Source organism: Gimesia sp. (assembly GCF_048262075.1).
Lineage (GTDB): Bacteria > Planctomycetota > Planctomycetia > Planctomycetales > Planctomycetaceae > Gimesia.
This window is the reverse complement of record NZ_JBLXFK010000001.1, coordinates 558,133-581,522: the sequence shown is the minus strand read 5'-3', so window position 1 is coordinate 581,522 and position 23,390 is coordinate 558,133. Positions and strand designations below refer to the sequence as shown.

The 23,390-nt window shown below is 47.7% G+C and carries 13 protein-coding genes; 1 reads left to right on the top strand and 12 read right to left on the bottom strand.

From position 1 onward, the window contains the following. Positions 1–725 precede the first annotated feature (725 nt). Entirely contained in the window at positions 726–1,346 is a 621-nt protein-coding gene (locus ACN0YH_RS02035; RefSeq protein WP_417377882.1) for an RNA polymerase sigma factor, read from the top strand. A 62-nt stretch (positions 1,347–1,408) separates the two neighbouring features. On the opposite strand, the gene ACN0YH_RS02030 is transcribed toward ACN0YH_RS02035, so the two are convergent. The 12 genes from ACN0YH_RS02030 to ACN0YH_RS01975 form a co-directional block, all read right to left on the bottom strand. Next, positions 1,409–2,074: a DUF4230 domain-containing protein gene (locus ACN0YH_RS02030; protein WP_417377881.1), complete on the bottom strand. Its 666-nt coding sequence runs from the start codon at positions 2,072–2,074 to the stop codon at positions 1,409–1,411. A gap of 467 nt (positions 2,075–2,541) precedes the next feature. Continuing rightward, complete coding sequence (locus ACN0YH_RS02025) at positions 2,542–2,820, bottom strand: hypothetical protein (RefSeq protein ID WP_417377880.1); 279 nt, start codon at positions 2,818–2,820, stop codon at positions 2,542–2,544. Between the two features lie 344 nt (positions 2,821–3,164). Further along, positions 3,165–5,966: a protein kinase domain-containing protein gene (locus ACN0YH_RS02020; protein WP_417377879.1), complete on the bottom strand. Its 2,802-nt coding sequence runs from the start codon at positions 5,964–5,966 to the stop codon at positions 3,165–3,167. A 453-nt stretch (positions 5,967–6,419) separates the two neighbouring features. Beyond that, complete coding sequence (locus ACN0YH_RS02015; RefSeq protein ID WP_291169906.1) at positions 6,420–7,028, bottom strand: sigma-70 family RNA polymerase sigma factor; 609 nt, start codon at positions 7,026–7,028, stop codon at positions 6,420–6,422. A 382-nt stretch (positions 7,029–7,410) separates the two neighbouring features. Then, positions 7,411–7,701 carry a hypothetical protein gene (locus tag ACN0YH_RS02010; RefSeq protein WP_417377878.1) on the bottom strand — a complete coding sequence of 97 codons (291 nt, stop codon included), beginning with the start codon at positions 7,699–7,701 and terminating at the stop codon, positions 7,411–7,413. A gap of 1,046 nt (positions 7,702–8,747) precedes the next feature. Continuing rightward, the gene (locus ACN0YH_RS02005) at positions 8,748–9,428 is read right to left on the bottom strand and encodes a hypothetical protein (RefSeq protein ID WP_417377877.1); all 681 of its coding nucleotides are present in this window, start codon (positions 9,426–9,428) and stop codon (positions 8,748–8,750) included. Positions 9,429–9,441: 13 nt separating this feature from the next. Next, entirely contained in the window at positions 9,442–9,753 is a 312-nt protein-coding gene (locus ACN0YH_RS02000; RefSeq protein ID WP_417377876.1) for a hypothetical protein, read from the bottom strand. Positions 9,754–10,155: 402 nt separating this feature from the next. Next, positions 10,156–11,922 (bottom strand): DegT/DnrJ/EryC1/StrS family aminotransferase, encoded by a 1,767-nt coding sequence (locus tag ACN0YH_RS01995; protein WP_417377875.1) that lies wholly within the window; start codon positions 11,920–11,922, stop codon positions 10,156–10,158. Between the two features lie 140 nt (positions 11,923–12,062). Further along, complete coding sequence (locus ACN0YH_RS01990; protein ID WP_417378207.1) at positions 12,063–13,481, bottom strand: glycosyltransferase family 39 protein; 1,419 nt, start codon at positions 13,479–13,481, stop codon at positions 12,063–12,065. A 190-nt stretch (positions 13,482–13,671) separates the two neighbouring features. Continuing rightward, positions 13,672–15,099, bottom strand: a complete 1,428-nt coding sequence (locus ACN0YH_RS01985) for a glycosyltransferase family 39 protein (RefSeq protein WP_417377874.1) — start codon at positions 15,097–15,099, stop codon at positions 13,672–13,674. 366 nt (positions 15,100–15,465) lie between these two features. After that, positions 15,466–17,421: an SUMF1/EgtB/PvdO family nonheme iron enzyme gene (locus ACN0YH_RS01980; RefSeq protein ID WP_417377873.1), complete on the bottom strand. Its 1,956-nt coding sequence runs from the start codon at positions 17,419–17,421 to the stop codon at positions 15,466–15,468. A gap of 60 nt (positions 17,422–17,481) precedes the next feature. Next, complete coding sequence (locus tag ACN0YH_RS01975; RefSeq protein ID WP_417377872.1) at positions 17,482–23,334, bottom strand: hypothetical protein; 5,853 nt, start codon at positions 23,332–23,334, stop codon at positions 17,482–17,484. Between the last annotated feature and the right edge of the window lie 56 nt (positions 23,335–23,390).

The following is a 23,390-nucleotide window of genomic DNA, read 5'->3' as shown; positions in this document are numbered from 1 at the left end:
TGTCCATGTTCTCTACGGTTTTCGGTTCACGGAATGGTTTTACTTTCCGGTACAGTATTACCGTGTCCAGGAAGTTGTTCCCTGTCTTGATGAGAAGCTTCGTGAACGTTTTAAGGAAATACCTTTTGAAGATCCGGGACAGTTTATCGAGTACGGTATGCGGGACTTTGCTGTCAATCCGTTAGACTCAGGCTTTCCGAATCGAAATATTTCAAATGGCACTCTCGCCGGTTTTTCAATCCGTGTTAACGGTTCGGCTGTTTCGGCAGAAATTCACGTCAGTATGAAGGACTGGTTCTAAGGACGAATTCTTGGTGATGCTTTGTAGCGGTTGTGATTTCAGCCTAGCATGAAAACCTGATTTGGCATCAGGAGCAGTTTCCGATCTTGTAATAGAATTTAAAAAGTACTTTTTAAATATGTCGATCTTTGAATTGAGTAAATTACCAATCACGGGAGAGACGAACGGTCCATTTCATGACTGGAGAATTATCTTCTTTGAGTTAAGTAATACGCTAATTTCCCTCTGGTAGACTGAGCCGTATACTGGTAGGGCGACTTCTGCATATTAGATCCAGGCTTCACCAGCAACTCATTAACTCACATAATGATCCGAACCCGATCGCGTACATAGGAATTCCGGTCCTTTCTTTTGTATGTCGAGGGCGTCATAATCTGAGAATCGCATAAGAACGAGTTTAATTATTTGCGTTTCCGGAGGTGAAATGACTGAACAAAATGGATATACGACGCGACTACAGAACTTGTTGGATCGGTGGAGTGCCGGGGATGAAAAGGCTATAGACGAAATCATTGTTCACTCACAGGATCAGCTTCGCCGAATAGCGAGTCGGATGCTGGCTGCTAAACCGCATGTGGGCCGCTGGAACCTGACAGATGACGTGCTTCAAAACTCTCTTATTCGCCTTCACCGCTCGTTAAAGGCTGTGAAGCCTGATTCCAAGAGAGCTTTTATTGGCTTGGCGGCAACTCAAATTAGGCGTGAACTGATCGACATGGCTCGGAGTCTCTACGGGCCGGAGGGGCGTGGGCGTCATCACAAGTCCGATCCCGGTCAGGCTGATCCTGACGGTAACGCCCATCCGTTATACGAAGAAGCAGGTCCTGCAGACGATGTAATTGACCAACTCGAAATGGCCGAGTTTCATGAAAATGTTGACATGCTTGCTGAGGATGAGCGAGAAGTTTTCAAGTTAATATTTTACCAAAGCATGACTCAATCTGAAGTCGCCAGCTTACTGAAAGTTTCGGAACGGACGATCAAACGGCGTTGGCGTCAGGCTCGGCTTTCTCTCAAGCGTATTCTCGGTTCAGATGAAAAGTAAACCCCGCTCCGAATTTGAAGCGGGAGTTTATTGAGAGAGGTTGGAGGAGATATCGACTTCTATCATTCGGAGTGGCTTACTTCGGCACCAGAGGCATTTGGCGACTTCCACTCGTATGAAATGCTCCACTCCATTTCACGAAAAAGTTCCTTGAGAACTTGTTCCGCTTGCAGCTTAGTCGCTTCCAAATACCCATCGTGATTTGCAAGGCGTGCCACTTTTTCATCAGCATGTTGCCACACCTCATCACGAAGACTCTTCAGGCCAGGAGAAGGCAACCAAGTCTTTTGCTTCACACCTATCTCCGCAGACCGATGATGATCCACTTTGCTTGAAATGACGTGAGGAGCCGGGAGCGATAGTGTAGCTTTACGGCTTTCTGCATCTACAGATGAGTAACTGGCTAGGGAGAGATCAACACCCAATACCGCCTCGCCGTGCAACATCCAACTGACTTCCCAGTGCTCGTTGTTGCCTGATATGGAATCGGCAATCTGTACTCGGAGTGTCGCCAGATCGCTCAGAGCACGGATACGCGCGATTGGTGGAACTGGAGGATGATTTGTGCCAGGCTGACCTCCGTAGGCAAACCAGAAACCTGCTCCAAAGACAGTAGCAACGATTACGAACGAAGTGATAAAACTGTACTTATTTATTTGAGATCCTCCGAGTTGTACGACATCAAGAGAGCCAATTGAGTGAACACTGCATTTTTCGAGTGATTGCACTTAGAGAAACTGTTAGTTCCAGGATTGCATCCGGTTTGAAGCAAGATCAAAAGAGTTAGCAAGAAAATTATGACTTTCCCAAACATGGACTTTCTACTCCTTACAAAGCTGAGAGTTCTGAGAAACGCTTAATTAGTGTTTTCCATGAAAGCGAGAGCAGGCTGTTTTCAGGGACACCGGATTCCGGGTTTTTCCCAAATTAATTAGAATTCGGACGGTTGATGTGGAAATGTATGAAACCCCGACCGCGCTGGCTGAGAACTTCCGTGCTTCAGATGATCGAGAAAAACTACCGGGAAAACCAGTTCGAATCTCCACCGACATAGGGGGCGGTACGGCGGCTGGTGCACCAAGCCTATAGTTGCAACTACAGAACACGTTAGGTGTGCTGGTACCGTTGGTCTGGCCAAACAGGTACTTCAGTCTGCCGAAGATATTATGGCCAGGCCAGAGAAGCCAAAGGTAATTTAAGGATGAGATGACAAGTACAACCAAATCCAATCATCACTGACGACCGTGAACTGCCCACCCGACTTTTTGGCCAGAGTGTGCATCTTCTCGATCTGCGTTTTCTGACCGATCCATCCTGTACTGCCGAGCCGAGGAATCGCGAAAGTGTGGATCTGAATCTCACCGGCCAACTCGACAGGATCGAACTTTTCGAGATCAGCTCGCTGGCAGACAACTGCGATGGCCGCTGGAGGCTTGCCGGTTAGGTTTCTTGATTTTGATGCAGTAGCAATCACCTCTGCAAGATTTCCCCGTGTGGAAGAGGACCTGTCCGGCTCGCTTTGATCTTGTTCCTTGAGCCAACTGGAGAGGCGAGTTCGAGCAACCGAGTCCTTTCTCTTTGGTAACCGTGTCAGCAGCGCGAGGCTCCTCAAAAAAGTGATTGAGGAGCTTCTTTATTGACGTAGCCTGCCCAAAGGAAGTTGAGCCGCGTGTCCCCCGGCAGGGCACGAACTGCGTCACCTAAGGATTTTCGCACGTGATCTTTAATGCGGTTCCGCGCGATGTCGAATCCACCGAGTTCACCAACGTGCCATACTACTAGGATGGGAGACCCCGCCAGTGGTTGGTCGTAGAAGTTTTACGGCTTGTCGTCGGAAGTTGCTGGTAAGCCCTCATTGACACGGACTTGGTGGACAAAACGAACCAGGAGTATGTCGGCTTGTTCTCGCTTAGTGGCATCGGTTTCTATTCTGGCGATTCTTTCCAATACGGGAAGTGCATTCTGGATAACCGCTGGCTCCATCTGGCTCACATCGACACGGTCAAGCAGTCGCAGGACACGCCCTTGAAGATCGCGCAGCTCTTTGGCCAGTGGCATGGGACAGTCAGGCAACCGCCCGTAGTATTGTGCAATCGATAAATAGATTTGCAGGTTTTCGCTGAAGCGTTCTGGATTCTTCTTCTGGTCTTCCAGAACTCCCCCATAGTCAATGACTGCTTCCAGATAGTCATGCGGGTCTGAGGGCAGATCGGCTTCAAACGAGGACTTCCAAGATTCTTTTGCCAGGGGAATGGATGCAATATTTGCCTGACCAAATGCAGTCCTCGCATCCTCGCTGAACGGCCAGATCACAGACCACTTCGGCCAATGAAGGTGGCCCTGTAACTCAGTCTTCAAATACTTCTTACTCGGCGTCATTCCACCGATGCCGGACAACATGATACCATAGTCACCCGAATCAACAGTCTCTTGGAAGAACTTGCTCTCGGTTGCTATCGAATCGCGTATTTCTTGTGCCATCACAAGGGCTTGCCAAGGCGGGACGGATTCCGAAAATCTCTTCCAGAAGGTAACTAGCAGTTGTCGCTCTTGATTGAAATCGCCGAACAATCCTGCGTGAGCGGCCAAAACGATCGTGCTGGCGAAATAGTCTGCATCTCCACGATCTCGATCTACGATTTGTTGGTGTTTATTCCAATGCTCTTGGAGAAGCTGGCCAATCTCACCCGCCGCTTTTGCTCTTTCTTGTTGAGAATCGGAGAGCCGGAAGAGGGCTTCGGATTCGAATTGATCTAACTCGCGTGCTGCGAGCGAAAAATCAGGATCGAGTTCTAATGCTTCCTTGAAACGCTTCTTGGCCTCCTCACGTTGACCTTTCAACTGGGCAAGACGAGCTTCGCTGTACAATCGAAATGCATCAAACTCGTTCGTTTGCGGATCATTCAAGGCCACTTGCTCTGCCTCGGATGGGTGGATGTCAAGTCCTGCCAACACTTTCGCACTGAGAGCTTGTTGCAAAAGAAAGATATTGGACTTTTTGCCAGTAACGGCATCAGCAAGCATCACTTCGCCGGTTTCCACTGAAACGAGTCGAACATCGATCCGGATATCGTTACCCGCGATCACATAGGAGCCGGTCAATACGTGTTTTGCCGACAAGCCTTTGCCAAATCGAACAGCCGCCTTGGGGTCGATGAAGGGAGACTTGGCTAGTTCGTGTTCATCTAGCAAGTCCTTCAGCCGCCCGCGTTCAAGCACCTTGATTGAAGATACGTGCGAAAGGTTGGTAACAAGTATGTCGCGAAAACCGAGCCGGAACCCATCGAGATTTCGGTCCTGCGAATGGTTGTCAAAATCCATTATTGCCAACGTGATCGGCTTTGTCGCTGTATCAGCGTCATCCAACACCGCGACGGACGCCCCGTTTGATCCGACTTGCGATTGGTCGTTTTCGTCTGGCTTATCTCCAGAGAAAAACAGAAGCGACAGACAAAACAGTAAAAGGAAGGCGATCGCCGCGCCGCCAAACAACCGCTTTTTCGGCAATTTAGCAAGTCGATGCTGAACTGTTGTGACCAGCGATGAATCAGGTGAGATCCCTGGCTGAGAAGCAGAACCGGCTAACGCTTGAACAAACTCAGTGCATGAGTTCCAGCGGTCTTTGGGGCGCTTTGCAAGTGCCTTGCCGATGGCGGGACGTTCGTTGGCTGGGACCATCGAGAGTTCCGGCTGCTTTTTGCGGTGTCCCTCCATGATCTCGACCTGAGTGCCCTCGAACGGCAGTTGCCCGCCGCGGAGATGGCAGTAGCTGACTGCCAGGGAATACTGATCGCTGCAATTGGATGTGGTTCCATCGAAGCACTCGGGCGCGGCATAAGCGAACGTCAGGCTCCCCGTGTGCCCGGTGACGTCGTATTGGATCGACCGGGCGAGTCCGAAATCCCCGACCTTGACGCTGCCACCAGAGAGCAGCAAGTTCTGAGGCTTGATATCCCGGTGTTGAATCCGCATCCGCCCCGATTTGCCGGGATCGTTGAGAAAGTCGATTCCCTTGGCGGCTTCAGCAAGATAAACAAACAACTCGTCCTTGGGGATGCCTTCGTGACCTTCCTTCTGGGATTCGTGAAAACGGTCGAGCAGTGTGCGATCGGCCAGTTCCGTGGCGATGATCAACAAGTCACCCATCTGCCAGGTGCCGAATACCGAGAGTAAATGCGGGTGGCGAACGTCCTTGATGACTTCGAGTGATCGTTCTTCGATTTCACCGACACGGCCGCCGACAGGCACAAACTTGAGAGCTACGTGGAATCCTCCTGGAGACTCAGCCTTCCAGACTTCACCGAAGCCTCCGCCTCCGAGCCGGGAGACGAGCGTGTAGCCGGGAATGGGTTCGAGTCCGGGCTGCAGTGCTGACAACCGTAAGTCATCAAAATTCTGATTTGGAGGCTTATCCATGTTCGGCAACGGCCCTGCGATCTGGTTTATTCGTAGGTCGATCAAGGCCAGTTCTTCAGCCTGATGCCGGAACTCTTCGACGAGTTCGCTTGCGGTCCCTTCCAGCCGCTCCTTAATGAACTGCTCCAGCGATAAAGGAGCCTTCGATTCCAGCTGCTCCTCCCATTCATCCAGGAATTGATCGATTAAGAATTCGTCCGACACTTATTACCTCATTGATTACATTTATTCTCGATCAAGCATACAAATCTCATCATACAACTTAAAAGCCACAAACGTCCACCAGTTGCGGCAGGGAAAACACAAAATGATAGAACCCCATTCTGCGTCGTTGGATCAGGATTTCTTTTAGATTTTCACAGTACCCAGCAAGAGCAATAAGCTAAGGGAAAAACAAATGATCCCATCGCGTGCGACTGGTTAACCATCAAATGAATTTGTATTGCGGTCTCCTCAAAATCCCCTATCCAAGTTACTTGCCGCAACCCGGCGATTCAGGGGGGCGTGCAGGAGCAGTCGTAGTCAATACCCGATGTAATTTGAGTCAACTCCAATACGTAACAGTTGGGGAATTCAACTCCACGTAACTGACTTTAACGCCCTATAACGACAAAAAGAGAGTTCTATTAATAACAACGCTAGGCTGTAACACGATATTCACTTATTTTCTGAGTTCAGTTGATTTTTCAGTTTTCTTAGAACACGAGATTTACCCACTCGAACTCCCGCAGCTGAAAGTCCTAGCCTTTTTCCTACTTCAGTCGAAGAGCGTCCCTCAACGATAACTCCCCAGAATGCATCCCATGTTTTATTCTCCAATTTTCCACGAATGTGATCAATTGCAGGTAAGACCCTTTGATACCAACTGTGTGGAAGAAGTGTCATTCTGGGAGAGGGGATGTGTGAGTTTCGGAGAGTGGGTAGACGATCTAAGAACTGCTCATCCATCACGGTCATTTTCTTCTTTTTCAACCGTCGAAAATGGTCGATTATTCGGCTTTTTGTGATGATGCGCAGCCAACCAATGAAATTCATTTCTGGCCGATCCCAGTCTTTCTTGCCAATAGATTTTACAACTGTTAGAAATACCTCTTGGTAAATATCGTCCCGATCAGCATGTGAAAGATTTGCTTTTGCAATCCAATGACGAATCTGAGGGCCGTATATTTCTACCAGTTTATCCCAAGCCTCAGGCTCTTGCTCCTGACATCTCTTCAATAATTCAATCAGTCCTGTAAGAAGATTCTGCCGATCCACGCAATTCATATCATTCCCTCCATTTCAAAATCTCATCTGTAAAGTTCATACCTTCAAGGGGTAGAGCGAGAGGACAGATGGAAAAGGGACTGAATATCTCGTAAAAAACGCTTCGGATGGGAAATATGGTCTTTGATTTGGAGATCGCTTCAGAATGGAAGGCTGAAACAATTAGCGGATGTTTCATATCTTAATGAGTAAGGTGAACGTACGAGTTGCGCGAATCCTAAAAACTAATGACTGTATCGTTCATATCGGAGTACTCTGTCTTTTTCAGAGCTTCCTCGATAGTAATGTCGCTCATGCTTGAAAATCCAGACTTCTCAGTGGCTTATACGTCGAGATCTTGGCCGTACTTAAACGTCTTTCGGCGATTCGGAAGGTAATAATTCTACGCGGAATTCTGCTGCGTCCTGAAAAACCTGAGATCGGGCAGTTGGTTTTCACAAGACATCATTTTCTTGATATGGCAATGTTGCTTGATGGCTGATGTGAGCCTGCGTTGCGTTGATTCAAGGTGTTTCATCATCAAGGCACTCTGACCAGCGGTCCTGTTAGTGGCGTCGACATCAACACTCATCAGGTAATGCATCTCCAGCCAGGTCGCTCGAATCACGTCTGCCAGTATCTGGTCAAAGATATGATTTGAGTCGCCCAGAATATCCTGTTTGAGGGCAGCCATTTTTTTTTGCTTTAGCGACTCCTGAGACGGATCTCAGTATATACCTTGTCTGTATAAAGTCTTGCCCCCGCTGTTTCCAGATCAGTGAGGAATCAATATTGAAACCCTATCCTAAAACGGATCATTTGACTGGTAGTATTTTAGTACCAAATTGCTATTTCCGGGCAGTCACTACGCCTTCTGACCGGTGTTTACAGTGCTCGTGAGAGGGAATATGGACTGCTTCGACTCAAATTCAGTCGTTAACATGATGCCAACTACCGGAAAAATGCGCCAGCAGCGCGCCTTTCTTTCTGAGAGGTTTTCACTGTTAACCGTGTCTCATAACAGTCACCTAAGGGCGTCAAACAACCTGAATAGTAGAAATCCACTTAACGCCTGAGTGTTTATAACCAAATACGTACCTTACCCACGCTTCACGTAAACGCGTTATTCAGAGAAGTGCGAATCTTTCACCGGCCATAACGACTCCTCCCTTGTGCTACAAATTACCAATCCATCACTCTTAACTGTTCAAAACAGATTCGTAAGCTCCTAAGACAATTATGAAAAAGTAGGGAGAACTCGACTTCTAAAAACCGCTTTTGAAATCGGCAGATCACTCTTCTGAGGGGAACTCAAATCGCCATCCCTGTAGGCCTCACTTAATCAGAGATAACCTCGCCCTGGTGCGCGTCGCTCTCACGATCTATTTCGGTGGACGGTTCCTCCTCCGAGTATCCGCAGGCCCTAATATCAGTTGCTTGAGTAACTTGACCGCAGCGCGTCGCACCGAGGATGATTTGTCAGAAGTCATGCGAATAATCATGTCATGTCCCAAGAAACTCACTCCTGTGTTCATCTTCTGCAAAACTTGCAAAAGTCGAACTCGGTGCATAGGACGTTTCCGCTCATCGGCTGCGAGATGCAAGAGGCATGCGAGCAACTTGGGCCGTAATGCACGATCGGCCTCCACCAGTTGCTTCGTCGCCCACTCATTTCGCTCACGATCCCCTTTACGAAGTGCTTCAACCACATCCGCAAATGTGATCTGACGTGTTTCAGGTTCAATGTGACTCATGATCATTCACCTTCCGCTGCGAGCCACCAACAGAAACCCCACCCCCCACACCAAGCAATTGTGCCAAGCGATTACGGCCAATGATGCGATGCCCGTTTGCGGGGTGCTGTCTTTCCGCGTGAAAAGTGGGTTCAATCGCACATGGGCTCCCCGGTTCGACTTTCTCGTCAATCTGAGTCTCTTTCTCTTCAGGCGGTTCGACGCGTGGGGTTTCGGTTACCGGCATCAGCTTCCGCAACATCGTCAATGCCCCGATCGACTTGACGTGTAAATCAGCCATCGTCCGATATCGCTTCAGTCGATACTCAGCCCACTTCAAGGATTTTTCATCTTGCTGAGCATCGTGGGCTTCGCAGTAATGAACCCGAAGCCATGTCGTCACGACCCTTTCTACTAAGAGCTTCTCCATCGGGGAGGGAGATATCCCGGACAACTCCTGCTTCATGTCATTTACCTTCCGCGCCAGGCACTGCTTGAGATGTTTGTCTTGCCCGGCAATCAGAGTGACCCAAGCGGCCTGGGCCTGGAGTGCAAGATTACCAGGCCCGGTCCACAAGATCGGGTTATTGTCGAGATATTCGCAAAGCCGGGGAATTACTTCCGCGTCACCTTGTTTGGCTCGTGCGATCAGATTATTAAGCTCTGCCACCGCATCCTCGTGCTTCATTCCGTTCGATTCCTTAGTTTCCACGACGTTTCCTCCATCGGCTGTAGTTCTGACGCCAGAATCCCGCTCCCAGCAGGACAGCTTCCATCAAACATGTGCTGAACGTTTCGACCTGTTTACTGAGTTGGCATGCCTTGGCAGTCTTCAGCTCCTCCCGTGAAATCAACTGGTTGCCAGCTTCCAGGTTCGCGCGCTCAATTGCCGCATCCTTCGCGGCTTTATGTGCTGCAGAACCTTTACCGAGATACAGCTTTTTGACCTGCCCGTCCTGTCGCACAGAACGATAGTAGTAAGTTGCTGTCTTGCCTCGCCGTTCCCAGGCCATAACGCTCCTCCTTGTGCCACAAATTACCAACTCATCACTCCTTTCTATTCTAACAAGATTCGTAAGTTTCGAGGAGATGAATGTGATCAAGCAGGGAAAAACCCGACTTCTAAAAACCACTATTGAAATCGGTTGATCATTCTTTCGAAACTTCCGACAACTGTTCCATTTCCTGCTCGATGAACTCAGCGCGTTGCAGATAGAACGTAAACTTCAAGAAGCCTGTTTCGCCGTTGCAGTGTTTGTCGATATTCAAGTCCATCAGCTTGTAATCGATGTTAGATGCCTGCGCGAGTTCCGAATCATTACCACTGCCGGTTAAGATCGCCCGAAAGGTTAGGGGAGTAGGAACAGATAATCTGGCGAACAGTTGCAGGCGTCCTGATCAGGCCACACTTTGCATTACTTGACTATAAGATTCTTGGAGTCGTATACCGCCTGACATATCAATCCTATCTCGCGATCACTTAGCTGATGGTGACATGGCACATATAAATACCGAGACGAAATATTTTCTGCTTTGGGAAAGTCCCCATCTGCATTAAAATGCTCTGATGCTATACAGGAAAACAAAGGGCGACACTCGATTCCCTGTTTACTGATCATGATAAGCGCACGATCCCTTGATGTTTTGTCCGGGTACAAAACCGGGAATCCGTGGGCGACAATTCCGTCAGACGCAACACCGAAATCGTCTCCTAACTGATTTGCGAGTTTCTGTACGACTTGTTTCCTGCTATTGATAATTTCTTCGAAATCATCAAAATGAGCCGTTGCATAAGCGGCCTGAAGATTAGACATTTTGCCGTTGAATCCCATTCTGGGAAAGCGAAATCTTTCTTCCACTTTATCTCCCAGCCTGCCATGGGCTCTAATCGATCTACAGAGCATTGCAATCTCATCATCGTCTGTAACGACCATTCCTCCTTCCCCACTTGTAAATGAATGTGAAACGTACATGGAGAATGTGCCGGCTATCCCCATTGTACCGGCATATTTTCCCTTTACCTGACTACCCAATGCCTCACACGCATCTTCGAGGACCGGGTATCGGTTAGCGAGTTGACTTACAGAGCGACAGACTTTACCCATCAAATGCACCGGGTAGACAATGCAGTCATCTGACTCCGCGAATTCCGATATGTCATCCAGTAATCCATCTTCACCCACGTCAACAAATATTGGCGTAAGGCCTGCATGCAGAATTGCATTCGCCTGTGCAATGAAAGTGAGTGCAGGCGTAATAACATTTTTGATACCCGTTTTTGCTGCCATGGCAGATAAGGCGATGGCATCCGCCATCGTACCATTACAGACTGAGATGGCATGCTTTACTCTAAGCTTTTCACAGAATTTATTTTCCAGCTCCTCAACAAATCTTCCCCCGGCAATTCTTCCTGTACGAGTCGCTTCGAGCAGGTTTTCGTCTGCCGCGCGCTTATAATTGACACAACCAAGTGAAACATGAGGTGTTGCTGCATCTATTTCATACCTTCCATCCAGATAGCTCTTGTTTGTCTTCAAATCATAGATCGTCCAATGATGTTTCAGACACCAGATATTAAACAATCTGTCAAATACAACTTCCAGACCTTTGCCGGGGTGATCAAGTAGGAATTCATGGGATTTCAGTTTCTCAGAGCTATAGTGAAGGAATGGAGTCAGCCAGTCCATAAACTGGTTAAATAACGATTTTTTCATTAACAGTGTCTCTGTCGTAAATCCAATCTTCAGATCAAAATAAATTCCGGGAATTTTATCATTCTGATCTGCAAACATACTTAACATCAACGAAGTAATGCCGGGGTAATCTTTTTCAGTCTGAGTAGCTACGCCCTGATTTGAACAAAAAGTTGATCCTGACAGAACATTATTCTTTTCCAGTAGCAATTCGATTTCGCCTGCAACGAAACAACCAATTTCTGATCCGTCTTGTTTTTCAGTGGAGGTAAACCCGATCCAGTCATGATGATCTTCTCGTGGGTTTTTCCAGAAATGCTGCATTGCCGAAAAATGTCCAGGCTGTATCTGAAATTCAGATAAGAGTTGTTCTGGGCAGTGTCCTGACTTCGCTGGACTGCTGACTGCTCCAGACAAACTCTCCGAATAAATCGAAGCTTCCATTAAACTGATTGACTCATCTGATCGAAAGCAAGTCTGGTAAATCATGTGGAGTTTCCTGAGTGGTTAAGGCATCTATAGTTCCGGTCGATCTCTGATTGAATTTGCGCCTCGGACCACTAAATTCAATCCAAGTCCGACCTGTTTATCAGGTTCATAAAATGACATATAATTAATAGGAAAATTCGTTATTGGGTATTTGCTGACTGTTCTGTGGACCGTGCATAAAGACGAACAGCATATTTTGCTCTGAATCCAGGAAATCGACTCTCGCCTACAAGTTTATAGCCACCAAACATCGGGACTTTCCAATTATAAGAGTCTGCATCCACAGCCCAGATCCATGTATCTCCGCGATTCGCAATATCTTCAGCAGTGAGATATTCGTCTGGATGCATGGCAGCGGCACCATGGGTAAATGGATAATCTTCTCCAGGATGAAAAGTGAATATACCTTGGCGTTGTTTCGTATGTGCAATCACAGAAACATAAATCGCAGGGTCACACACCAGCACCAGTTCATCCGGTTTACGACGGGAATCCACACTTGCCATCGCTCCCTGGATACCGGGCAGTTGGAAATCCGCCTCCCGATTATGCCATTGATGATATGCCAGAAAACCGCTGCAACCTACACACAGTAGAACCAGGGTATAGCGTATCAACCTTAAAGGAACTCTACTGACAAGTACTGCAATCGCTGCCAGCAAAAAGATCTGACTGAACATGAAATAGCGATCATTAAATATGTTTCGCGAGAACGCGGACACCAGTATCCCCGCCAAAAAAGGAAGTCCAGAGGCCAAAGCCAGGAAATAGTCACCAGGGCGCCTACCTAGCGTAAGTAGCAGTACTACTAACAATGCGACCTGGCCAATGATTAAACCTATTGTGGGATTCAGATCCATTATGTGATCGACCCCAAACATATCGAACAACGTGGCTCCCGCAGTTTCCCAGCTAAATGGTTTTGTCCAGAACCCATCCACTACAAGCTGCCTTTGATGCAGAAATGAGGGGACCCAAGGCAGCCAGGCAAGACTGGTACACGTTGCTGAAACGATTAGAGGCAGAAAACGCTGAACTGTACTACGTTCAGGATGAGTTCGATGGCGAAACGACAGATAGCCTGTAGCAAACAGGTATTGAGCTGCCACTGTGAACAGGCCAAAATTGTGGGTGTAAACAAGCGCGATGGCCGTTATGGTAAAAAAACACCAGTTACTTTTGTGGGATGGTTCCCGAAAAAGTGCTTTCAAGAGAAACCAGCTTGAAAACGCTGCTAAGGCAGTCCCCAACGCATACATGCGCACCTGATACGACCACAAAATATGAAGTGGACTGAGTGCAATCAGAGCGGCAGCAAGGACGGCTGCCATGTTTACCGCTCTGGTACATTCTTTTGTCTGTTGATCTCGATACGCTTCTCGGACCACGAGAAAGATACCGATGATCGCCAACAGCCCCGGTATTAAACTGGTTAATCTGGTTGCGAATGTAGAAGAGCCGAACACTGCCATCCAATACTTCAGTACAAGATAGAAAAAGGGGGGGTGCGGGTCTTCCCGAGCATGTACCAACAGTTCAGGTTCGGAGAACTCAGCCATCTTGAGACAGAAACTTTCATCGAACCAGAAAGTCATCGCACTAATTCGGTGAGTTCTTAATCCAATCGCAATTAATATCACAACAATCAGTAACCAGACAGTAGCACTGAAACGCCGCTTCTCTCTCGTAAAATTGACAGATAGGTCCGTTTGCATCACCGTACTTAGTCCCTGTGCTTGATCAGAAATCTCAATCGGATACTTTCGTATTGATCACTTTATTTTCTTTTTCTGGTTTATCATCACGCACGTATAATCTCAAAATGATGTCGGCATAAAATTCCGGAAATTTCATTTCTCCCGTTTTATTCCATCCGGCAGGCATATCAACGGACCAACTGCGGTTAAACCAGCGTTGTGCATCCAGTGTCCAGACTGCCTGTACTGAATCATCAAGAGATTGTGAGGCTGAGAAATATTCGCCGTCTCGAATGACGGCAGTCCCCTGATAATAGGGATACCTGTCTGCAGAACCACTGACAAATATGGAATTACGATGTTTGGCATAAGCGTCAGCAGAGGTATATAACATCGGATTACAACAGATTAGAATTTCTCTCGGTCCACGTGTTTTTTCAAAGCGGGCTATCGCAGCTTGCATGCCAGAGAGTACACCATAACGTTCTCTGATTTCAGTGTGTCTCCAGGCAAGGACGCCCATTCCTGAAATGACAAGAACTGTGATTCCTAAACGTAATGGTTTTATAGGAAGTCGCGAAAGCAGGACGGCAATCGCGATTAACATGAAAATCTGTGAGAATTGTAAATAGCGATGGGCGAAGACACTCCTTGACAACTTGGATATGAGGGCCGCGGAAAATATCGGTAGACTGGCAGCCATAGCAATGTAGATATCGGCAGGACGTCGTCCCATTATCAGAATTGCGAGAAGTACAAAACAGACTTGAGCTGCGATCAATCCAGTGCTGGCGGAATTTGAGAACCATAAATTCAGATCAAAAAGTAAGAAAAGCTGGGACCCGAAACGATCCCAGGTAAGGGGGCTGCTCCAGAATGCCTGATTAACATGCGACCTTTGATATAAGAACTGTGGAATCCAGGGTGACCACACAAACCAGACACAGGCAGCAGAGATGAGTAATGGTTTTAAATTTGCCAGACGCGCTGAGACGTTTTTTTCGGAAGTATTCAGGAAGAGATAACCACAGGCAAATCCATATTCGACAGCCAGGGTAAACATTCCAAAGTAATGGGTATAAACCAGCAGGATGGCAGTGACGGTGAAGCATGCCCAGTCGCGCGTGTGTGTTTGATGTTTGTGGATCGCACGAAAAAGTAGCCAACTCGATAAAGCAGTGAGCGCTGTCCCCATTGAATACATGCGAATTCGCTGAGCCCAGGAAATATGTAACGGACAGAGCGCCATCAACAATCCTGCCGTGACTGCTGCAAATATCGCTTGTCTTTTTCCATTGGCATCCTTCTGATTCCGATATGCTTCGTATACAAAAAGATAAACACAGGCTACTGCGATAGTGCCGAAAACGACGCTCAGCATACGTGTTGAATAGGTTGAACTGCCGAATAAGCCCATCCATGCTTTTAAGGTTAAATAGAACAGGGGCGGGCTAATATCTTCAGGTATTCGCTCCAGCATTTCTCCTGAGGGAAATTCAACCATCTTGAGACTGAAACTTTCATCAAACAGATAGCCAACCTCAGATAAGTACTGAATTCTGAGAACAATGGCGATCAATATAATAGGAAAGAGCCACCATAGTGCTGCACACGATCCTGAGGAAGCAGTATCCTGTTGTGGTTCATCCAGAGTGATCATTTCAATAAGGCTCGTTTCTGCAGTTCAAGAGTGAGTCCCTCTCAATGTTGATATTATGACTCTGTTATACTCGTTTCAGGCAACACTAAAGACACTTTAGTTGATCTCGACACAGGCTGATGCCTGAGTTCTAAGTTATCCTTCAGGATGATAACAATATTGCCTCCCAGAAATTGATCCTGGAGGTCAATCTGCCTCCGGCTTCTGTAGCAGCTCACAGATCACGCGGAATCCAACAAACGGGCTGGATTTCCAGGGAGGCATCATCGCATAATCGATCCGGCAGGTGTCACCGGTAAATCGCCAGTCACTGCCTCTCACAACTTTAATGTACCCCTCACCAGGTCCGCGAGGATTTTTCTGCGGTGACTTGGTATAATAATCTCGATCAAACCAGTCAGAACACCACTCCCAGACATTCCCGCGCATATCATGTATCCCAAATTGATTTGGCGGATATTGTCCGACAGATGTCACCGGTAATGGTGGTCTGATTCCTGCTGCATTTCCCGATTCATCATTTTCTGTTCGAGTACTGGTCCAGAGGAATGGGTCTGAAGAACCAGCCCGGCAGGCGTATTCCCATTCCGCTTCGGTGGGGAGCCGATAGGTTCGACCGGCTGCCTGTTCTTCCGGGAGTGAAGAGAGCCGATTACAGAAATCCTGCGCCTGATACCAGGTCACTTGTTCGACTGGATAACGATTATGATTTTCTTTTTCAGCGTCTTCGGACAGATGGTGGCTCGGATTGCTTCCCATTACTTTCTCATATTGTGACTGAGTCACTTCGAAGCTTCCCAAGAAATAATCTGTGGTAATCGTGACAACGTGTGCCGGAGTTTCAGGAGGGGGATCAAAATGATTTCCTTTATCTGGCACCCCCATTGTAAATTCACCTGCTGGTAACAGCTTGAAATGCATATCGAGTGAATTCGTCAATTCAGACGGATATTTTTTGGATGGTTTCAGGTCAGAAAACTGATGCGGGTGTTCTGCCTCTGCATTGAGGTTTTCGGTAGAAAGTTGCTCTGCAAAATGCTCTGTATCAAACAGGTCCGCAGGTGCCTCACGAGAATGAATTGCATGCCAGAGTCCTGAATCAATCTCATCTGAAATAAACCGGCTTGCCCCGTCGAGGAAAAGCACATTCGCGCCTCCGGTGTGACGACTGCGGGCCGTGGCATTGGTATTACTGTCCAAATACGAAACACAGGGCATTCCTTCACGGGTCAGGGTTTCTGTTCCCACTGTTTCATGCAGCCGGGCACATCCCAGAATGTCATCTGAGCGGGGCCATTGATTATTAGGTCCATAGTCATCCCCGTTTACCCCGTGAGCCCAGGTAATGCTCCCTCCAATCTGGCCAAATGCCCACACCCCACGGGGATCGACTGGATGAATTCCGGCCCGCACTTCATCTAATACGACCAGAGACGAGCTACCATTCACGAAATCATCCGGCTGAAAAGCAACATTGATACCGGCAACTCCGTTTCCCCAGTATTGAAAGACTCTTTTTTCCTGATCCATTTTTAACTCGGCGCCGTCTCCCGCAGGGATCGTTGTGGAGCCGGGAGTAAGTCGCATATTGTGGGATCCGCCATTGATGGCATAATTGCCACGGGCAAATTCGACAGCCGAGCCTGAAATCGGTTCGAACTGATGTGGATTACCTGGCTGGCTATAATCATCTTCTGGACAACTCATCAATGGCAGGGTTGCCTTTCTGATCGGTGAATTCTGCTTTGAACTAATCTTTTGATGGTAATCCATCTGGTTCGCCAGCTGTTCCTCTCCTATAAAAGGTAACAACATCAATGCCCAATTGGCATGGGTAAACAGATCGGGGCGTGTGCTCATATTAAGCGCGAGAGAGTGCAGTTCATTGGTGCTCCAGACCGCCGCTGGTGGCAATGAACCATGTGTGGTTTGATAGGCCTGCAACCCTAACCCCAGTTGTTTCATATTCTCCTGGCATTGCAGCATCCGGGATGATTCACGGGAATAGATTATCAGCGGAGAAATGATCGCGATCAAAATGGTGACTACGCAGATCACCAGCAACAGTTCAACATTTGTGAAACCAAACCGTTTCACCCGAAGTGAAAATTGGATCTGTCGTTGAATCATACGATTTCTCATAGTCTTAATTCTTAATTGGACTTCATACCCGTTAGTAGATGCGGCACTTCCCTGTAGCAGTCAGGCTTTTTTAAAACGAGATCGAAGTAGAAAAGTAAAGACTCCCAACATTAATAAAATATTCAGTCCCAGAACCACGGACATCATGCTGGAATCTTCCCCGGGGGAATTTGGCTGATTTCCTGCCTGCAGGCTACTGGTATTACCCGTCTTGAAAGACATGTCTGGAGAGATAATCTTGTGCCCTGCTGCCGAGTTGAGTTCCGCGAGACTGATCAGTTTGTCGCCATTGACGTCAGCCTGATAAAAGGCCTCTTCGATCTTTAAAACGCGTGGCTCCTGACTTCTATCCAGCTTAATTTTGCCACTATTTTTCTCTGTGGTCAAAAATTCATCCAGAGTAAGTGAGCCATCCTGATTCTCATCACAGTGGGTAAAAAACAGTTCTTTGGGAACATTACTCAGATCAACCGTAAATTTGAACTCATTAAATTCAAGGTATCCACTATTATTGATATCCAGGCGATCGAAGTATTCCTGTCGCAGCAGATTTAATTCCAGCCCGGAGCTCCAGCCCAGTTCTGTCAGACTTAATTTACCATCACGATCGGCATCTCTTGAGTAAGAAATCCAGTTTTCAACACGGTTGGCAGACAGAGAAGTACGGTACTCATCCAGCGAGAGTACTCCGTCCTGATTTAAATCAAACCCGGGGAACGTATAATTTGCCAGTGGCTTCAGGAAGGGGGCGGTGCCTTCCATCAACTCGCTCTCATCCAGAGAAGCATCATAATTGAGATCCATCTTTCGAAATTCCGCAATCGGATCGAGCAGATGTCCCGGCATCTGTCCCCATTCGGCTAACGTGATTTTCTCATTCTGATCTACATCCCCCTCCTGAAAACGTTTCGTGCCAGCTTCCTCTCCCATTCGCTGGTAGTAAGCCATAAATTCTTTCAGTGTCAAGCTGTCATCGTGGTCCCGATCAAGGGCCTTGAAGTGCCACCAGTAAACAATTTCACCTGTGGGTAAATGCAGTGGCTGACCATCCAGTCGTCGTAAGCCATATCCGGCCTCTAACAGCCAGCGACAGTCATCCAGACTGATCGTCCCGTCAGCATTTCGATCCCAGTCCTGCCAGGTGGAAAGTGCCAGACCGGGAATTTGTCTACCGATACCGGCTTTTTGAAATTCTTCCTGCGAGAGCGTGCCGCTCTGGTCCGCATCCCACTGATTCCAGTGTTTGTCAATGTTCTCCATTTGCCTGTCGACTAGAATTGTCAGGGGGTTCGTTAGACTGCCACGTAAGGGAACTGGCGCCATTCCCGGTATTGTGGAATATTCATGAATTGATAATTTTTCATCGGAATCCCGATCAAAGAGTTGAAAATCACGCTTCGCTTCTGTCAGTTTTTCCTTGGGAAACGATGCAATGTATTCTGCCTCGGATAGCGATCCGTTCTTGTCCGCATCGCGACTTTTAAATCCCAGTTCCAGGATGATATCGGGCGGCGCCTGCTTCATATCAACAGAAAAAGTGAATTCATCCAGATCGAGATATCCATTCGCATTCCTGTCCAGCCGGTCCAGATACTCCTTTCGCAGCAGGCTCAGTTCCAGTCCAGGGGTCCAGGGGAGTTCTTCCAGACTTAATCTGCCGTCATGATCCTGATCGCGAGCCACGACCATCCAGTTTTCGATACGATTAGCCAGTAAAGTCAACCGATACTCATCCAGAGAGAGTAAGCCATCCTGATCCGTATCGAATCCAGGAAAAACGGTCTGCGCGAGTGGTTTCAGGAAAGGGGCAACCCCCGCAGATAACTCTTGCTGATCGAGGAAACCATCAAAATTGGTATCCGTTTTACGAAATTCTGAGATCGGATCAAGGAGAAAGCCGGGCATCTGCGCCCACTCTTGAAGTGAGAGCATTTCGTTCTGATCCGTGTCGCCCTGTTGAAAGCGCTTCCGGGCAGCTTCTTCTCCAAAACGGTTGTAATAGTTCTGGAACTCTTTCAAAGTCAGCTGGTCATTGTGATCACGATCAAGGTCTTTAAAATGCCACCAGTAGACGACTAATCCGGTAGGTAGCTGGAGAGGCTGGCCATCCAGTCGTCGCATCCCATAAGCGGCTTCTATTACCCGATGGCAGTCTTCCTGACTGACTTTTCCATCTCTGTCCCGATCCCAGTCTTCCAGTTTGAGGGTAGTAAGACCGGGGATCTGCATATTCAGTTTTGAGGATGCATACTCTTCAGACGACAGACTGTTATCTTCATTCGTATCCCAGTTCGGCCACTGAGTCTCTATTGCCGCCATCTGTTTTTCAATCAAAGGCATCAACGGATGCGGCAATTCGCCCCGCAGTGTCAGGGGAACTGCTCCCGGAATTGTACAAAATTCTGCCAGGGATAACTGGTCATCACCATCCAGATTAAACAGCTGGAAATCGCGTTTTGCTTCCGTCTGCTTCTCCTTTGGAAATGAGGCGACATATTCTTCTGCTGTGATACGACCATCCTGATTGGTATCCCGGCTCTGGAAATTGATCTGCAGGACGATTTCCGTGGGTGCTTTGCTGCTATCAATGGTAACTTTAAATTCATTGAAATCGAGATATCCATTCTGATTTACATCCAGTCGCTGAAAATATTCCTGTCGTAACAGACTCAGTTCCAATCCCGGAGTCCAGCCCATCTCTTCCAGGCTTAAACGTCCGTCATGGTCCGCATCCATGGAAGTGACATCCCAGTTCTCCAGTTTATTAGCCGGTAGTGTCATGCGGTATTCGTCTAATGAGAGTCTTCCATCACGATCCAGGTCAAATCCCGGAAAGGTATAGCCAGCTAAAGATTGCAACCATTTTGCTGTCTGGTCGAATAATTCATCAGGATCCAGGTAACCGTCCAGATTAAGGTCCATCTTTTGAAATTCAGCGATGGGATCCAGCAAAAGCCCGGGTATCTTTGCCCATTCACGTAAGGAGATCATCTGGTTATGATCGGTATCCCCTTGTTCAAATTTTTGCTTTCCTTGCTCCTCACCATATAGCCGATAATAACTCAGAAATTCTTCCAGAGTCAGCTGATCATTGTGATCGCGGTCCAGGTTTTTGAAATGCCACCAGTAAACGATCTGCCCCGATGGTAAATACAGTGGCTGACCATCCAGACGCCGCAAACCGTAACAGGCTTCGAGCACCTGTCGGCAATCTTCGCGACTGACTTGTCCGTCTGCATCGCGGTCCCAGTCTTTCAGTACCACCGGCGGTAGTCCTGGAATCTGCTCATTAATTTTCGCACTCTGCAATTCATCTGGAGACAGGCTGTTATTCCCATCTGCGTCCCATTGCTTCCAGTGTTTGTCGATGATCCCCATCTGCTTTTGGACCTGGGGCATCAGGGGATGTGGCAAACCACTGCGCAATGCCGCTGGAACCAGTCCCGCAATTGAACGATACTCTTCGAAGGACAGATTCTCATCTCCATCCCGATTGAACAGCAGGAAATCCCGTTTTGCCTCCGGCTGTTTTTCCTTGGGAAAGGAATTCACAAATTCTGTCTCTGTGACCCGTCGGTCCCTGTTGGTATCCCGGCTGTAATAAACAACCTTTAACGCAATTTCTGCAGGAACTTTAGCACCATCGATCGCCACTTTGAATTCATCAAGATCAAGATAGCTGTCCTGATTCAGATCCAGTCGCTGAAAATATTCCTGTCGAAGCAGGCTTAGTTCGAGCCCCGGAGTCCAGGCCATTTCTTTCAGGATCAGACGGCCATCATGATCGGTATCCCGAGAGATCACATCCCAGTTTTCGACTCGATTTGCCAGTAAGGTCAAGCGATACTCGTCCAGTGAGAGTGTGCCATCCTGATCTTTATCAAAGCCTGGAAAAGTAAATTGCGCGAGAGGTCTTAGAAAGGGGGCAACTCCCCCGATCAATTCGTTCTGATCTACGCGGCCATCAAGGTTCTGATCGAGATTTTGAAATTCTGAGATCGGATCAAGCAGGTAACCGGGCATTGCAGCCCACTCTTTCAAAGAGATTGATTCATCCTCGTCAGTGTCTCCATCCTGAAAGCGTTTTTTGGCTGCTTCCTCTCCAAAGCGATTGTAATAAGCCTGAAATTCTTTCAGGCTCAGTTGGTCATTGTGATCGCGATCCAGATCTTTAAAATGCCACCAATAAACGACCAGACCGGACGGTAATTGCAAGGGCTGACCATCCAGACGGCACAAACCGTAACAGGATTCAATCACCTGTCGACAATCTTTCCGGCTGACCTGACCGTCTGCACCCCGGTCCCAGTCATCCAGAACTACCGGCGGTAAGCCGGGGATCAGTTCATTAACCTTGGCATTCTCTAATTCTTCTGGAGACAGGCTGTCATTCCCATCCACATCCCACGACTTCCAGTGTTTTTCAATAACTGATAACTGCTTATCGACCAGAGCAGTTAAGGGATGGGTTAACTCGCCACGAAGTGCGACCGGAGTCAACCCTGGGATTGTGCGATACTCATCGAACGATAGATTTTTATCACCATCACGATTAAACAACAGAAAGTCCCGTTTCGCTGCCTGTTGCTTCTCCATGGGGAATGAAGCGATGAACTCGGCTTCGGACACATGGCCATCCTGATTGGTATCTCGAGAATTATAACTCACTTTCAGTACAATTTCCGCAGGGGCTTTTGTTGGGTCGACGACGTAATTATATTCATCCAGATCGAGAAAACCATTCTGATTCACATCTAAACGCTGGAAATATTCCTGACGCAACAGGCTCAATTCCAGGCCGGGAGTCCAAGGCATTTCTTTCAAGCTCAATCGCCCATCATGATCTGTATCACGTGGTATTATGCTCCAGTTTTCTATACGATTTATGGGAAGTGTCATCCGAATTTCATCCAGTGACAACTGACCATCGTGATCCAGATCAAAACCTGGAAATGTATATCGCGTCAAAGGACGTAGGAAGGGCATGACTCCATCCCGAAATTCCTGCTGATTTATTTGGCCGTCCAGGTTTATATCCATTCTCTGGAATTCAGAGACAGTATCAATCAGGTTACCAGGCATCTTTGCCCATTCCGACAGAGTGATCAATTCATTTCCATCTGAATCTCCCTGTTGAAAACGTCTTTTCGCATCCTCTTCACCAAAGCGATTGTAATAGGCCTGGAATTCCTTGAGAGTCAGTTGATCATCCCGATCTCGGTCCAGATCTTTGAAATGCCACCAGTAGACAACAAGACCGGTTGGTAACTGTATTGGCAGACCATCCAGACGCCGCAAACCGTAACAGGCTTCGATCACCAGACGGCAATCTTCGCGGCTGATTTGCCCATCTGCATTCCGGTCCCAGCCTTTAAGAACCACTGGCGGTAGCCCTGAAATCTGCTCATTGATTTTCGCGTTCTCGAATTCTTCTGGAGACAGGCTGTCATTCCCGTCAACGTCCCACTGTTTCCAATGTTTATCGATGACAGACAGTTGCTGTTCGACCAGTGGAGTCAATGGGTGCGATATCGAACTGCGCAACGATTGAGGAACCAATCCTGGAATGGAGCAGTATTCATTGAAGGAGAGAACATCATCGCCGTCCCGGTTAAACAACCGAAAATCTCTACCAGCAGCGGCGTGCTGATCTTTGGGGAAGGAAGCGATGAATTCCTGCTCTGTTACACGTCCGTCCTGATTAACATCACGAGCCTGAAAAGCTGCTTTAGTTTTTTCAAGAGGACTCGTAACAGGAGCGCTTTTTGGCTTCTCTTTCTTTGAATCGATGGTCTGATTCTCAGGAACTGCCGCAAGAGTTGAATGACTGTAGAGAAGAACGATGAGAATGAGAAAGCAAGAATAAAAGACAATTTTGTAAGATGGATGGATGAGATACCTGAAGCCCAACATGATCTAATGTCTCCAAGGACAAATTGACAGTTCGTTTTTCTCATACTACTCACATA